This is a genomic window from Pantoea sp. SM3, from assembly GCF_000963995.1.
GTDB classification, from domain to species: Bacteria; Pseudomonadota; Gammaproteobacteria; order Enterobacterales; family Enterobacteriaceae; genus Pantoea; species Pantoea rwandensis_B.
Map to the genome: position 1 here is coordinate 218,756 of NZ_JZRD01000005.1, position 15,307 is coordinate 234,062.

General features: G+C 52.5%; 16 protein-coding genes. 6 read left to right on the top strand and 10 right to left on the bottom strand.

Going from position 1 to position 15,307, the window contains the following annotated elements:
* Positions 1-95: 95 nt before the first annotated feature.
* Entirely contained in the window at positions 96-1,469 is a 1,374-nt protein-coding gene (locus VI01_RS03360) for an MATE family efflux transporter (RefSeq protein ID WP_045813975.1), read from the bottom strand.
* Between the two features lie 198 nt (positions 1,470-1,667).
* Here VI01_RS03360 and VI01_RS03365 point away from each other — a divergent pair, with 198 nt between their 5' ends.
* Positions 1,668-2,318, top strand: a complete 651-nt coding sequence (locus VI01_RS03365; protein WP_034821656.1) for a riboflavin synthase — start codon at positions 1,668-1,670, stop codon at positions 2,316-2,318.
* 46 nt (positions 2,319-2,364) lie between these two features.
* Here the strand turns inward: VI01_RS03365 and cfa are convergent, their stop codons facing one another.
* Both cfa and punC read right to left on the bottom strand, forming a co-directional pair.
* Complete coding sequence (gene cfa / locus VI01_RS03370; protein WP_045813976.1) at positions 2,365-3,513, bottom strand: cyclopropane fatty acyl phospholipid synthase; 1,149 nt, start codon at positions 3,511-3,513, stop codon at positions 2,365-2,367.
* Positions 3,514-3,822: 309 nt separating this feature from the next.
* Positions 3,823-5,025 (bottom strand): purine nucleoside transporter PunC, encoded by a 1,203-nt coding sequence (gene punC / locus VI01_RS03375; protein ID WP_045813977.1) that lies wholly within the window; start codon positions 5,023-5,025, stop codon positions 3,823-3,825.
* A gap of 108 nt (positions 5,026-5,133) precedes the next feature.
* Between punC and punR the strand changes: the two genes are divergently transcribed.
* Positions 5,134-6,045, top strand: a complete 912-nt coding sequence (punR, locus tag VI01_RS03380; protein ID WP_045813978.1) for a DNA-binding transcriptional activator PunR — start codon at positions 5,134-5,136, stop codon at positions 6,043-6,045.
* Here punR and purR read toward each other — a convergent pair.
* Positions 6,042-7,067: an HTH-type transcriptional repressor PurR gene (gene purR / locus VI01_RS03385; RefSeq protein ID WP_038647288.1), complete on the bottom strand. Its 1,026-nt coding sequence runs from the start codon at positions 7,065-7,067 to the stop codon at positions 6,042-6,044. The genes punR and purR overlap by 4 nt on opposite strands.
* Positions 7,068-7,340: 273 nt before the next feature.
* On the opposite strand from purR, the gene VI01_RS25300 reads away from it, so the two are divergent.
* Entirely contained in the window at positions 7,341-7,430 is a 90-nt protein-coding gene (locus tag VI01_RS25300) for a YnhF family membrane protein (protein ID WP_097119278.1), read from the top strand.
* 88 nt (positions 7,431-7,518) lie between these two features.
* Here the strand turns inward: VI01_RS25300 and VI01_RS03390 are convergent, their stop codons facing one another.
* Positions 7,519-8,304 (bottom strand): C40 family peptidase, encoded by a 786-nt coding sequence (locus VI01_RS03390; protein ID WP_045813979.1) that lies wholly within the window; start codon positions 8,302-8,304, stop codon positions 7,519-7,521.
* Between the two features lie 364 nt (positions 8,305-8,668).
* Between VI01_RS03390 and VI01_RS03395 the strand changes: the two genes are divergently transcribed.
* Positions 8,669-9,004, top strand: coding sequence for a Grx4 family monothiol glutaredoxin (locus VI01_RS03395; protein ID WP_197079559.1), 336 nt, complete (start codon positions 8,669-8,671; stop codon positions 9,002-9,004).
* A 98-nt stretch (positions 9,005-9,102) separates the two neighbouring features.
* Here VI01_RS03395 and rnt read toward each other — a convergent pair whose 3' ends face one another.
* The 5 genes from rnt to eptA all read right to left on the bottom strand — a co-directional run bounded on the left by rnt (position 9,103) and on the right by eptA (position 13,817).
* Positions 9,103-9,771: a ribonuclease T gene (rnt, locus tag VI01_RS03400; RefSeq protein ID WP_045813980.1), complete on the bottom strand. Its 669-nt coding sequence runs from the start codon at positions 9,769-9,771 to the stop codon at positions 9,103-9,105.
* 108 nt (positions 9,772-9,879) lie between these two features.
* On the bottom strand, positions 9,880-10,287 hold the full coding sequence (gloA, locus tag VI01_RS03405; protein ID WP_034821634.1) for a lactoylglutathione lyase: 408 nt from the start codon (positions 10,285-10,287) through the stop codon (positions 9,880-9,882).
* Positions 10,288-10,395: 108 nt separating this feature from the next.
* Positions 10,396-11,493: an alkene reductase gene (locus VI01_RS03410; protein WP_038647280.1), complete on the bottom strand. Its 1,098-nt coding sequence runs from the start codon at positions 11,491-11,493 to the stop codon at positions 10,396-10,398.
* Positions 11,494-11,543: 50 nt separating this feature from the next.
* Positions 11,544-12,140, bottom strand: coding sequence for a TetR/AcrR family transcriptional regulator (locus tag VI01_RS03415; protein ID WP_045813981.1), 597 nt, complete (start codon positions 12,138-12,140; stop codon positions 11,544-11,546).
* A gap of 39 nt (positions 12,141-12,179) precedes the next feature.
* Complete coding sequence (eptA, locus tag VI01_RS03420; protein WP_038647275.1) at positions 12,180-13,817, bottom strand: phosphoethanolamine transferase EptA; 1,638 nt, start codon at positions 13,815-13,817, stop codon at positions 12,180-12,182.
* Between the two features lie 227 nt (positions 13,818-14,044).
* On the opposite strand from eptA, the gene VI01_RS03425 reads away from it, so the two are divergent.
* Positions 14,045-14,284 (top strand): DUF1289 domain-containing protein, encoded by a 240-nt coding sequence (locus tag VI01_RS03425; RefSeq protein ID WP_045813982.1) that lies wholly within the window; start codon positions 14,045-14,047, stop codon positions 14,282-14,284.
* Positions 14,285-14,349: 65 nt separating this feature from the next.
* On the top strand, positions 14,350-15,246 hold the full coding sequence (locus VI01_RS03430) for an aldo/keto reductase family oxidoreductase (protein ID WP_045813983.1): 897 nt from the start codon (positions 14,350-14,352) through the stop codon (positions 15,244-15,246).
* Positions 15,247-15,307 lie beyond the last annotated feature (61 nt).

Genomic DNA, 15,307 nt, shown 5'->3' on the forward strand with positions numbered 1-15,307 from the left:
GGGAAAAAATGATTTTCCATGACGACTGACCAGCATCTGTGCGACCCGCTGTTTTTTTAGGCATTGCGGGAGCAAATAACGGCCTGTTCAGCCACTTAGCGGGCCGCGCGCGCCAAAATTATCTGTGCCGGCAAACGTTGCAACCGAAGAATACGCCAAATCATCATCACGGCAGCAGACGTCAGGCCGACAATAAATCCGCACCAGAATCCTGCTGGACCGAGTTGCGGTACCACCCAGTCGGTGAGCGCCAGAATATAACCCACCGGCAAACCCAGCACCCAATAGGCAATCAGCGTGATAAAGAAGATAGAGCGCGTATCTTTGTAGCCGCGCAGAATCCCGCTACCTATGACCTGAATGGAATCGGAGAACTGATAGATGGCAGCGAGCAGCATAAGCTGGGCGGCCAGCGTAATCACTTCTGGATTGGCGGTGTAAAGTGCGGCGATATGTTCACGAAAGGTGACGGTGAGGATCGCTGTGATAGCGGCCATGCTGATACCGACACCTTGTCCCGTCCATGCCGCCACGCGCGCCTGTTCAGTTGAGCCCTGCCCAAGCCGATATCCCACGCGGATAGTGGTCGCGACACCGAGCGACAGAGGCAGAACGAACATCAGCGAACTGAAGTTCAGCGCAATCTGATGACCCGCAACTTTAACGATCCCCAGCGGAGAGACCAGCAGTGCGACCACCGCAAACAAAGTGACTTCAAAGAAAAGAGCCAGCGCAACCGGTAACCCGAGGTTAAACAGCCGTGACAAAATGACACGTGAGGGCGGAGACCAGCGGCTGTTCATGCGAATATCGCGCATGCTCGCCATGCGTTTAACCCAGAAACGCATCACGATAAACATCACCCAGTAAACCGAGGCGGTGGCGACACCACAGCCTACGCCCCCGAGAGCGGGCATACCGAAATGACCATAAATGAACACGTAGTTCAGCGGAATGTTAACCAACAAGCCTAAAAAGCCCAGCAGCATGGCTGGCTTGGTTTTTGATAATCCATCGCATTGATTACGTGCCACCTGGAAGAACAGGTAACCGGGTGCACCCCACAATAATGCATGCAGGTAGCCTTCGGCTTTTGCGGCCAGTTGCGGATCGATATCGTGCATGGCATGAATCAGATACCCTGCATTCCACAGCACCAGCATAATCAGCAAGGCAACTGCCAGCGCCAGCCAGTAACCCTGACGCACTTGTTCCGCGATGCGTTCGCGCCGTCCTGAACCGTTGAATTGTGCAACGGTGGGCGTCAACGCCAGCAGAAGACCATGACCAAACAGAATGGCGGGAAGCCAGATAGAGGTGCCGACAGCAACGGCGGCCATATCCGTGGCGCTCACCGCACCGGCCATAATGGTATCCACAAAACCCATCGCCGTCTGAGCCACCTGAGCAAGGATGACCGGGATCGCGAGGGCCAGCAATTGACGCGCTTCTGTTAAATACTTCTGCACGTAACACCTGCTTAAATTAAGAAGAGAAGAGGGGGATATCCCCAAAGAATGCGCGGCATAGTGTAGCGGTAGCGCTGCGTTCCACCAAACTTTGATCGCATTTTGTTAAGTTAATTGTGTAAAGTTTGAACTCCGGCAAATTAAACCGCGCAACCCAAGCTGTGATAAACTGGGGCAAACTTCGCAGAGGCTGAAAGTATGTTTACTGGAATTGTGCAGGGCACGGCCGAAATTATCGCCGTGGAAGAAAAAGAGTTGTTTCGTACCCATATCGTTCGTCTGCCGGAAGAGCTCTTACCGGGATTAGCGTTGGGGGCATCGGTGGCGCACAACGGTTGCTGCCTGACGGTGACGGCGATTGAGGGCGATCGCGTGAGCTTCGACCTGATCAAAGAAACCCTGCGCATTACCAACCTGGGAGAATTAGCGGTTGGCGATGTAGTGAATATTGAGCGCGCGGCGAAGTTCAGTGATGAAATTGGCGGACATTTAATGTCTGGCCATATTATGACCACTGCAGAAATCTGCAAAATCATTCAGTCAGAAAATAACCGTGAAGTGTGGTTTAAATTGCAGGATGCTTCCCAGATCAAATATATCCTGCATAAAGGTTTCGTCGGTATCGATGGCATCAGCCTGACCGTGGGTGACGTCACCAAGAGTAAATTCTGCGTGCATCTGATTCCAGAAACCCTGGAGCGCACCACGCTGGGTGCGAAAAAGCTGGGGCATAAGGTGAATATTGAGATCGATCCCCATACTCAGGCGATTGTCGAGACGGTGGAACGCGTGCTGGCTCAGCGCGAAGCTGCGGCCATTGCGCTGGCGCAAGCCGCAGACGCAGAGTAATCCAATAAAAAAGGCGCCGCGGCGCCTTTTCTCTTGCTGTCATTGATTAACGCGCAACGCGTAAACCCCCTTCTTTACCGCGACTAAAGACCACCTGCCACAATTGGATGTCACGCGCGCGGAAAGCGCCGGCGCAAGCATTGAGGTAATAACTAAACATCCGTTTGAAGCGATCGCCGTATTTTTCTTCAAGCTGCAGCCAGGACGCCAGGAACCGTTCATGCCATGCCATTAATGTGGTGTCATAGTCCGCACCAAAATTATGCCAGTCTTCCATAATAAAATGTTTTTCGCTGGCATCCGCAATCTGGCGCACAGAGGGTAAACATCCATTGGGGAAGATATATTTATCAATCCAGGGATCAACATTCATGTCGGTGGTGATGGCGCCAATGGTATGCAGTAAAAATATGCCGTCTGGTTTGAGATTGCGATCGGCAACATCAAAATAAGTGGCATAGTTTTTCGGCCCCACGTGTTCAAACATCCCGACAGACACGATGCGATCAAACTGCAAATTCAAATCGCGGTAATCCTGCAGCAAGATGGTGACGTCCAACCCTTCGCAGCGTTGCTGTGCCAACTTCTGCTGTTCTGCGGAAATGGTCACACCCTGCACTTTAACACCGTAGTTGCGTGCGGCAAATTCCGCCAATCCACCCCAGCCGCAACCGATATCCAGCAGCGTCATGCCAGGTTCAAGCTGCAATTTACGGCAGATCATATCCAGCTTGGCAGACTGAGCCTGTTCCAGTGTCTCTGCGTCTTTCCAGTAACCGCAGGAATACTGCATAAAGGGATCGAGCATCAGTGAAAAAAGATCGTTACCGAGGTCGTAATGCTCTTTCCCGACAATCCAGGCACGTTTTTTCGACTGTAAATTGGTTAAACGCGCGGCCGCAATACGCAAGGTATCTTTAAAATGACGCGGGAGTTGTTTATCCAGATGGTGTTGCAGAACGCGATGGAAAAAGACATCTAATTGTTCGCATTCCCACCAGCCATCCATATAACTTTCGCCCAGACCTAGCGATCCTTCCTGCAAAACACGTTTGAAAAAATCCGGATGCTTGACCTGAATATCCCAGGGGCGTGTGCCATTGACTGCAACATCAGCGCGTTCCAGTAATTCGTTGACGATGCGAAACCAGTGGTTTTCTTCAAGGCTCACTTCTTCTATACACGATGAACTCATAGCTTCTCCATCACCCTTCCGATTTGAACCTGTGGAAATAATAGTCAATTTCCTAAGGTCTGTGAGAGAACTCACGGAAAATCCGTGCGCCAGATATCCGACGTTTTACAGAGGTATGAATCTGAATAGAAATGTCTGTCATCAATCAGGAGAGGAAGATCGTGCAGACGCCATCCCAGCGACAGAGTCGCTTAAAATTAATGCAATTATGTTATTGATTTGTTGCAGAAATGCTGACCCACTGAGTATATGCTCACGTGGGTCAATATTCAACGAGTTATCGTTAGTTTGCTAACGATAATCGTTGCATCAGTGATTATCTTCGCAGGGACGTGAGGTGTGAGCAATATCACTTTGTGCGTTTAGGCTGCGTTGCCAGATGAAACCGGCCCATGCCAGAACTACCGTGGCGACCATCACCAGTGTGGTGTTGTAAAGCGCTTGTTGTAATCCGGCCGAGACCAGCAGGCTGGCAATAAAGCATAAGCCCAGTTGCAGCAGGTTTTGGAGTCCTGCCGCCTTACCTGTGGCATGTGGGAAGGGCGCTAATGCACTGGCCACCACAATCGGATAGATAGCGCCATTCGCCAGTGCCATGCCGCAGAAGGGCAGCAGCAGTGCAATCAAAGAGGGCGCGGGCATCATCGCGACGACAAACAGACTCAAAATGCTCAGGCTGTAGAGCACCAACAGCCATGGCAGCAGTTGTGACCCTTGATAACGGCTCAGCATCGCACGGCAACCAAAGCCACCAATCAGAAACGCAATGGTCTGCGGAATATAGCTCAGACCAATATCGGCGGGGGTTAAACCCGCTGACGCCAGGATGAAGGGCGAACCGGTTAACCAGGCAAAGAAACTGGCAGAACACGCCGAGTAAATCAGCACGTTGCCGCTGTAAACACGCGTGGTGAGCAGATTCAGCCAGCCGGGTTGCGGGGTATGATCGGCTTTGGTTTTTTTAGGCGCGGCAAGTTGCAAGGTTCCGATGATCAGCAGCACGGTGATGATCGTCAGCGCGATAAAGATGCTGCGCCAGTGGAAATGGCCCATCAGCCACGCTCCCAGTAAAGGGGCCAGCGCGGGGGAAAGGGCAACCAGCGGCATAATGGTGGCGAACACTTTGTTAGCCTGGGCTTTGGGATAGCGATCGACCACCAGTGCCTGCCAACTGACTGCAGCGGCGCACACACCAACAGCCTGCACAAAGCGCAGTGCCAGCATCATGTTGACGTCCGTCACCCACAACATCCCCAGGCAACCCAGGGCAAAAATGGTCAAACCTGCCAGTAAAATCGGTTTACGTCCAAAACGGTCTGACAGCGGTCCCCAGAATACCTGCGCGCAGGCAAATCCACCGAGAAACAGACTGAGGCTGGCGCTGATGGTGCCCGGTGCGGTGGCGAAGTCGCGTTGCATGTCCCCAAAAGCGGGCAGATACATATCCGTAGCGAGGAAGCCGAGCATACTGAGCACAGCAAGGTAGGGAATAAATCCTTTTGACGACAACATAGTGATTCTCATTGGCAGATTGAACGCCGGGGAGTGTAAAAGAGTGCGTCATTCTTTGTGAAACGCTAATATTTGCGCAGTGCTGTTAAAATTTTTGAAGGCAAAAATATGTGGTCTGAATATGCGCTGGAAGTGGTGGACGCTGTCGCGCGCAATGGCAGTTTTAGTGCTGCGGCCCAGGAGTTGCATCGCGTGCCCTCTGCCGTCAGCTACACGGTGCGTCAGCTGGAAACCTGGTTGGCCGTGCCGTTGTTTGAGCGTCAGCACCGTGAGGTGGTTTTAACCCCTGCAGGCGAGCATTTTGTGCGGGAAGGGCGATCTGTTATCAAAAAAATGCTGGCAACCCGCAGGCAGTGCCAGCAACTGGCGAATGGCTGGCGCGGACAACTCAGTATTGCCGTGGATTGCATTGTAAAACCACAGCGTACCCGGCAACTGGTAAAGGACTTTTACCGTCATTTCCCTGATATGGAATTGATTATCAGCTACGAGGTATTTAACGGTGTATGGGATGCCTTAGCGGACGGGCGGGTCGATGTGGCGATTGGCGCCACTCAGGCGATCCCTGTAGGCGGACGTTTTGCGTTTCAGGACATGGGTGCCCTTAACTGGCGTTGTGTGGTCAGTCCCGACCATCCTCTGGCCGCGCATGCTGAACTCAATGAAGAAGCGCTGCGTGCCTGGCCATCGCTGGTATTGGAAGATACCTCTCGCGCATTACCACGACGCATGACCTGGACATTGGATAATCAGCGGCGTTTGGTGGTGCCAGAGTGGGAAACGGGAATGGACTGTTTGCAGGCGGGATTGTGCGTGGGCATGGTGCCGGGCCACCTCGCGCGACCTTTACTCGACAATGGCGCGCTGGTGGAGTTATCACTGCCGCAGCCGTTTCCGGAAAGCCCCTGCTGCGTCAGCTGGTCAGAACAGCGTGCGTCACCCGCGCTGGAGTGGTTACTCGCCTATCTCGGCGATGCTGAAACGCTGAACCACGAATGGCTCAGCGAAAATCAGCATTAACGGCGGTAATCGCGGAACGGGCCGTCCGCCACAGAGCGGCGCTCAATCAATGTTGGCTGCACTTCTATGGTTTGCGGCTCTTCGCGTTTGCTGGTGATACGATCCAGTAACATTTCCAGTGCTTTCTCGCCCAACTGAGCCTTCGGCTGGTGGACCGTGGTCAGCGCCGGGGTGAAATAGCGCGCGTTGCGCACGTTATCATAGCCAATAACGGAGATATCCTGCGGCACGCGCAGCCCCATCTCATCGGCGGCACAAATCGCGCCCATCGCCATGATATCGCCACCACAGAACACGGCGGTCGGACGCTGTTTCTGATTAAGGATCTGCTGCATCGCCTGATAACCCGATTCTGGCTCGAAGTCGCCCTGAACCACCCATTCCGGCCGCACAGTCACACCGGCTTCGCTCATCGCCTGCAGGAAGCCCGCATGGCGCCCCCCGCCGGTGTTGCGCTCCATTTGGCCCGGAATGGCACCAATATCACGGTGACCGCGCTCAATCAGGTAACGACCCGCCAGATAACCGCCGTGGAAGGCGTTATCCTGCACGGTATCGGTGAAGTCGCCGCGTGAGGCGCCCCAGTCCATGACCACCATCGGGATATTGCGGTTCTCTTCCAGCATCTGCAGTAAATCGTCAGGATACTCGGAGCACATGACTAACAGACCATCCACACGCTTTTGCGCCATCATCGACAGATAAGCGCGCTGCTTTTGTAAATCGTTGTGCGCATTGCCCAGAATCAAGGTATAGCCGCGTTCGAAACAGTGGTTCTCAACGGCTTCAATAATTTCGGCAAAATAGGGCGCTTCACTGGAGGTGGCCAACAGTCCCAGCGTTTTGGTGTGATTCACCTTTAAACTGCGCGCAACGGCGCTCGGCGAATAGTGCAGCTCTTTGATCGCTTCCCATACGGCGTTACGCGTTTCCTCTGCGACAAAACGCGTTTTGTTGATGACATGCGAAACGGTGGTAGTTGATACACCGGCGCGTTTCGCTACATCTTTAATTGTTGCCATGAAAAAGGTACTCCCCGGCTTATCGCAACTTACTGATAAGTATATTGTTAAACGTTTGCGTCTGCGAAGGGTTTTACGCCCTAAAAAGGGGGCAAATCTGCCGTTTCAGGCAGGGAAAATCACTTCAGCAGGCTGTAAATACAGCATGCGCAAAATCAGTTGCGCAACGAAAGGCGGCGATTCTAGCAAGCCAACGCGGATAAGACGAGATTTTTGCCCACCGCTGTGCGAAAATTGTTTTAACCCTAATAAATGTGTGACTAAGGAGTAGTGATGAGTACAGATTTAAAGCTGGCGCTAATGACCACGGTTGGCGCACTTTTGATGATTATTGCGTTTAGCTTCACTGCCATTCTTCATTGATTCAAAACGCATCAATAAAAAAAGCCGGCACTGATTAAGCGTCCGGCTTTTTTTGTGGCGAGAGCCACAGGATGTTGTTGCGCAACAATTAGCGAATAGTTTTTGGTGTCATCATACGGCGCGCACCCACATAGTGTTTCTGCCAGTAGTCTTCGCCTAATGCACTAATTTGAATGTCTTTACCGGTGCGTGGAGACTGGATGAATTTACCGTTGCCGAGGTAAACGCCCACATGGTCGGCAGTCCCGCGATTATTGATGCGGAAGAATACCAAATCCCCCTTCTCCAGCATCTCACGCTTAATAGGTGAGGCATCGTGCAGGTGATACATCTCATTCGCCGTGCGCGGGAATTTGTATTTCACCAAATCCTTATACGCGTACCACACTAAACCACTGCAATCGAAACCGGTATGAGGTGAGGTGCCCCCCCACTGGTAAGGCTTGCCCAGTTGTCCCATCAACTTCGTCATCGCGGTTTCGCGTGCCTTTTGGTAGCGCAGGCGGTGGGATTTGCTCATCTTGATACCGGTGAGTCCCTGAACGTCATCGTCCACATCAGGGGACTTTTTCGCGAGACGTTGATGGCCATACTTTTTCAATGGCGACTTCAGCAGGGATTTTTTGCGGCTGGATTTGTTTAAGGCGGTTTCGGTTTTACTCTGCTTTTTCAGCTTGAGCTTCTGCACGGTAGTCAGGCGAGACTTTTTAGCCGTTGTTTTAACCGGGCGTCGCTTGCGGCGCTCATCTTCGCGCGCACTTTTTTTCTCGGCGTTATGCAAACTGGCATTAATCGGGGCATGCTGGGAAGCAGAAGCCACGTTAAAGAACAGTTGGGCAAAAGCCAGTATGAAAAGCGTAATCAGTAAACGCATAGTCCGGTTACAGGTTAAGCAGTCTGGCAAAAAGCAGGCTGCGGCAGAGTAAGAGAAATCTGATCAACGATCAGCGCCGAAGCAATTCTAATCCACTTTTTTTCCAAAAGGTAAGGCCTTTTTCCATTAATCTGTTACCAGACAGATAATGTCGCTAAATTGAGCGATTTCAGCTGTTTAACGCAGCGAAATTATTGCTAATTATTAATTTGTTCATGCTTACTAATGATAGGAAAATGTTATCTATCCTGTTTGCACTTAACAAACATGGCGATCAGCCGGTCGGTAACGCAAAATCCCGTTTTCAGTGTGGGGCTGAAGTCGCTACAATAAACAAACACGAAGTGAAGGATTAAGGAAGGCAATAATGAGTACTGTTGAAAAAATTCAGCGCCAGATCGCAGAAAACCCGATTCTGTTATACATGAAAGGTTCCCCGAAACTGCCAAGCTGCGGTTTCTCTGCACAGGCTGTGCAGGCGCTTTCTGCCTGTGGTGAGCGCTTCGCGTATGTTGATATCCTGCAGAACCCGGATATCCGCGCTGAAATGCCGAAATTCGCTAACTGGCCAACCTTCCCGCAGCTGTGGGTCGATGGTGAGCTGGTGGGCGGTTGCGACATCATCGTTGAGATGTTCCAGCGTGGCGAATTGCAGCCGCTGGTAAAAGAAACCGCTGAGAAGTATAAAGAAGCGGAATAATTGCGAAGGCCGACAAATGTCGGCCTTTTCTTTGAAAATCAATCGTTCAATCGTCCAATCGTCCAATCGTCCAATCGTCCAATCGTCCAATCAGCCCATCAGGCTGAGGCGTCGTCTTCCGTCTGCTCTTCACTGAAAGCCAGTGGCCAACCTCCCAAACGTTTCCAACGATTGACCAGCTCACAGAACAGCGTGGCCGTCTGTTCAGTGTCGTAGAGCGCCGAGTGCGCCTGTGTGCTGTCAAACTCCATCCCTGCCGCTTTACAGGCTTTCGCCAGCACGGTCTGTCCCAATACTAAACCGCTCAGTGCTGCAGTATCAAAGGTCGCAAAAGGGTGGAAGGGATTTCGCTTCAGGCTGGCGCGTTCGGCCGCTGCCATCACAAAATTCAAATCGAAGGTGGCATTGTGCGCCACGATAATCGCGCGATTGCAGCCATGATCTTTGGTGCCTTTACGTACCATCTTGAAAATGGCATGCAGCGCCTCGTACTCGCTTACCGCACCACGTAAAGGGTTAGAGGGATCGATGCCCGTAAACGCCAGCGCCGCAGGATTGAGGATCGCGCCTTCGAACGGCTCAACGTGAAAGTGCAGGGTTTCATCACGGTGTAACCAACCGTCCTCATCCATCTTAAGCGTGGTCGCTGCAATTTCCAGCAGCGCATCGGTTTGCGCGTTAAAGCCGGCAGTTTCGACGTCAATAACCACAGGATAAAAACCACGGAAGCGTTGATGAAGAGCGTTTAAGGCGTTCGATTCAGACATCAGGATCTCATAGCAAGAAATGGGGCAGCGCGCATTATGGCAAAAATTACGGGAGGGTGCAGCAGGAGAGGGAAGTCAGCCTGCAAATTAGCAGACTGACTAACGGCATCAATGACCGAGGCCGTGACCAGCGTGTTTGTTTTCGATCAGCTCGATTTTGTAACCATCGGGATCTTCAACAAAAGCAATGATGGTGGTGCCGCCTTTAACCGGACCGGCTTCACGCGTTACGTTGCCACCGACACTGCGGATACGTTCACAGGTCTCTGCAACGTTATCGACGCCCAGCGCAATATGGCCATAAGCATTGCCGAGGTCATACTTATCAACGCCCCAGTTGTAGGTCAATTCGATCACCGCGCCTTCACTCTCTTCGGTGTAACCCACGAAAGCCAGGGTGTATTTGTATTCGGTGTTTTCGCTTTGACGCAGTACGCGCATGCCCAGCACACGAGTATAAAAATCGATAGAACGTTGCAGATCGCCAACGCGTAACATGGTGTGAAGTAAACGCATAACATCCTCTTTTGAAAAGTCATCAGGGAATGACAAAGACTAGCAAGTATAGCCAGTAAATGCCCTGAAGAACCAGGCTGCCGCACATCCGGTGCGGCAGCCTGGTTCTTACAGGGTTGGGTAATCCGTATAGCCCTCAGCGCCGCCGCCGTAGAAGCTTTCCGGGCGCTGTGGATTCAGCGGTGCGTCTTGCTGCAGGCGCTCAACCAGATCCGGGTTAGCAATAAAGTCGCGACCAAAGGCCACAGCATCGATCAAGCCGCGCGCAATCAGGTCGTCGGCTTTTTCAACGGTGTATGCACCCGCACCGATGATCACGCCCGGGAACAGCGCACGAACTTTAGCACGGAAAGCATCGCTGTAAGGCTGGCCACCGGCCCAGTCTGGTTCGGAAAGGTGCAGATACGCCAGGCCACGCTGCCCCAGTTCGGAGATGTACCACAGCGCTGCTGCTTCTTCGTCTGCACCATTTTCCAGATTCTGGAAGGCACCAATTGGCGAAATACGGATGCCGATACGATCGGCAGACCAGTTCGCAATCGCCGCATCCACCACTTCCAGCGCAAAACGACCACGCTTCTCGATCGAGCCGCCGTATTCATCGGTACGCTGGTTAGAACCCGGCGCCAGGAACTGGTGCATCAGGTAGCCGTGGGCAGAATGCAGTTCCAGCAGGTCGAAATCGGCTTCACGCGCGTTCGCTGCCGCCTGGCCGAAATCTTTAACGATCTGCTGAATTTCCGCCACGCTCAGTTCACGTGGCAGTGAGGTGTCCTCACGGTAAACGGTGCCATCTTCAGCGCGCAGTGAAGTACGAGTACCGGCAGCAATAGCTGAAGGCGCTACGGGCGCTTTGCCTTCAGGCTGAACGCTGTTGTGCGAAATGCGGCCGGTGTGCCACAGTTGCACCGCGCTGTGCCCCTTCGCGGCGTGAATGCTTTCGTTGATCACTTTCCACGCGGCGATTTGCTGCTGAGTATGCAAACCCGGTGCGCCAGCATAACCTTTTGCCTGGAAAGAGATCTGCGTTGCTTCAGTAATGATCAGACCGGCGCTGGCGCGCTGCTGATAATATTCCGCCATCAGCGGAGTAGGAATGTCGCCGGGCTCGATGCTGCGCAGACGCGTCAGCGGTGCCATGAAGACACGGTTAGGTACGGTAATCGCGCCCACTTTAAGTGGGGAGAACAGCTGTTTACTCGCCATGATGACTCCTGTAAGTAGACCGGTCGTCTAGAAACTGCGGTTTTTAAAAATCAGTGGCCATTCAGCCACTGTTCAATGGTTTCAAGTGCCAGGCTTATCGGCCCTGGCTCTCGTGAAATTTTGCTTTGTAAACTGGCACCCAGCCATAATAAATAACAACGCTGGGCCAGTTTCTCGGGCGTTTGTCCGTAAGGTAGCGCCTGTTCAGCAGCGACCTCACTCAGACAGCGGGCGTAAATTGCGATAGTTGCGCTGGCACCGTGTTGTAACGCATCGCGCATCGGCTCTGACAAATCACACACTTCCGCTGATAACTTGACGCCGAGGCAGCCTACTATATGACCCTGCTCGATAAACAGCGTTGCGCCATAGCGGAAGTGCGCCAGCAAACGTTCCCGTGCCGATAACCCCGGCTGACTTAACTGCTGTTCAATCTGTTGCAGATAGTGAACGAAATAGCGCTCCAGCAACGCGACGCCAAAAGCTTCTTTGGAGCGGAAGTAGTGGTAAAACGAGCCTTTCGGCACTTCCGCCAGCGCCAGCATTTCGCTGAGCCCCATTCCCGTAAAACCGCGTTGCAGACAAACCTGCTCGCCAATGGCGAGCAGATGTTCACGGGTTTCGTTGCGTTGCACAGTCTTGTTCATGGGCCACACAGTATTAGACCAGTCGGTCTAATGCAAACCTTATCCGGCATTTTGGCACGATCTGATCATGTCCAGTTGCGGTTGGTACTCTTGTGTCTGGATGTTGAACATGCCCAAAACCGTATGGAAAAGATTGTCTTGCGACACTTTTTCACTCGCAGCCTGCTGGCGTAAACAGGACTCATTAATGTGGAACGCCGACGCATAGCCGGGTGACATCCACATCAGCAGTGGGATGTGCGTCTGCTGTGAAGGGGCAAACAGATAGGGCGCACCGTGAAGATACATACCATGTTCACCCAATGATTCACCGTGATCCGAGAGATACACCAATGCGACGTTAAAGCGATCGCTTAATGCTTTGAGTTTATCAATGGTGCGGCTCACCATATCGTCGGTATACAGCAAAGAGTTGTCATAGGTGTTTACCAGCGCCTGATGATCGCAATCCTGAATCTGGTTGCTATCGCAGGTAGGCGTGAAGCGACGAAATTCTGCCGGATAGCGCTGATAATAGGCCGGGCCATGGCTGCCCATTTGATGCAAAACGATAATCCCGTCATTGTGCAGGCTGTCCACGTAGTGATCAAAACGATGCAGCAGAACATCATCCAGACAGAAACCATCGTGACAATATTGCGACAAATTCCACTTCGTCATATCCGTGTGCGGCACGCGATCGCAGGCACCTTTACAACCGCCATCGTTTTCACGCCACAGCACGCTCACCCCGGCATGTGCCAGAATATCGAGTACGCCTTCCTGGTGATGGGCCAGATTGGCATCATAATGTTCACGCGGCATGTTAGAGAACATGCAGGGTACGGAGATGGCCGTTTCCGTGCCACACGAACTGGCATCGGGATAGTAGATAACCTGCTGCTTTTTCAGCTCAGGGTTGGTTTCACGTGCATAGCCGCCAAGAGAAAAGTTCTCAGCACGTCCGGTTTCGCCTACCACCAATACCACCAGCGTTTTCTTCGGTTCAGCCGCGATCAGCGGGCCTTTTTTGGCATCCTGGCCAATTTTGACCAGCGCCTGGCTGCCTTGCAGATAACGCTGATCGACGTAATGACCGGTACCGCTGACGATATTGGCTGGGGTGATCATCTTCACCAGCCCTTTATTGTTACGAATGAGCGAGGCGTAATCTTTGTAGAACAGCACCGCCATCAGCAGAATCAGCAGAATGGCGCCCAACGCCCCGGCCAAACGTTGCAGCAGGCTCCACCACCAGCGTTGTCCGGTTTTAATCCGCACCATGCAGATGGCGGCGACGGGCACCAACCCCATCAAAATCATCCACACCACGTAGCTGCTGCTGATCAGCGCACCGGCCTCCTGAGCATCCGATTCAAACACGTTTTCAATCATGTTGGTGTCGATCACCGTGCCGAAACTGTGCATAAAGTAGTTAGCGGCGGCGCTGACCAGCACCAATAGAATCAGCAGCGGCTTGCGCGCATAGGGCCATGCCAGCAGTGAGAAAATCAGATAGAAAGCCGAGGCCAAAACCACCGGAATGCTGGCCGCAAACAGATAATCGTGCAGGCGATCGTAAGGGATAATTTCCCATGCGCGTAGCAGAAACAGGGCGTTGAGCACGAAGGTAAAAAACAGGGCGGCAATCAGATTAAAACTGCTGGTGTGGCACTGTAACTTGTTCGGGAATTTCATGAAAACTCAATGGCTGGATGGAATGTGACAATCGTATGAATACAACATGAGGAAAACCTTAACGCTTATTAAACAGTACCCAACCAAAGGTTTCTGCGCTGGCTTCAATGGTAAATATCCGTTTCCGTGGCAATAGCTGGATGAAATGTGGGCGAACTGCGTATACGCTTTGCACAATGTCACTATGCTGTTATCAATATGAAGCTTGTTGTTAAACCGGAGTGGATGTGGCCGAGCAATTAGAGTTCTTCCCTGTTCCCAGCCCGTGTCGCGGCATTTGCCAGAGTGACGCACGGGGCTACTGTCGTGGCTGCCTGCGAAGCCGAGAGGAGCGTTTTAACTGGATGAAGTTTACCGATGCGCAAAAACGCGATGTGCTACGGCTTTGTCGCCAGCGTTGGTTGCGCCTGCACCGACAACAAAAAGTCGATGAAAATCATAATCCGGAACAACCCTCCCTGTTTTAAGAAAACGATGATTTGCCTTTCCGTTATACTCCCAGATTCGCTTTCGTGTTCAAGGGAGTTAACCGATGTTACAACCGCAAACTATCGCCCCGCAGGGACCTCAATTCTCACCGTTGATCGTCGGGTACTGGCGTCTGCTGGAGTGGGGCATGACGCCGCAGCAGTTGGTCGCTTTTATCGAGCATCATCTGTCGTTGGGCATCACCACGGTCGATCACGCTGATATCTATGGTAACTATGGTTGTGAAGCCGCCTTTGGTGATGCGCTGCGCCTGGCGCCCGGGGTGCGTGAAAAACTGCAGATTGTCACCAAGTGCGACATTGCGACGCGTGCTAAGCCTGAACATAAAATCGGCCATTACATCACCGAGGCCAGCCACATCTTGCACAGCGCAGAAAATTCGCTGCGTTACTTCAACACCGATTATCTCGATCTGCTGCTGATCCATCGTCCGGACCCATTAATGGATGCAGATGAAATTGCCGAAGCCTTTATGGCACTGCATCAGAGTGGCAAAGTGCGTCATTTTGGGGTATCGAACTTTACCGCCTCCCAGTTCACGCTGTTGCAATCACGTTTGCCCTTCAGCCTGGTCACAAACCAACTGGAAATCTCGCCATTGGAGCAATCAACGTTGCTCGATGGCACGCTCGATCAATGCCAGCAGGTGCGTATCCGCCCAATGGCCTGGTCATGTTTAGGGGGCGGGCGCCTGTTTAACGATGCGCAATATCAGCCGCTGCGTGATGAGCTTGAGCGGGTAAAACAGGAAATCGGCGCGAGTAGCATTGAACAGGTGGTGTATGCGTGGGTGATGAAATTGCCAAGCCGGCCATTGCCCATCATCGGATCCGGTAAAACCACGCGCGTCAGCGAAGCGGCAGGTGCCTGCCAACTCACGCTTGACCGTCAGCAGTGGTTCCGCATTCGCAAAGCGGCGATCGGTTTTGATGTGCCCTGAAGCGTAAAACTACGTCAAATTACGGCAGCCCAGTCCATTCCGGTCCAGGCTTACAAAGCAT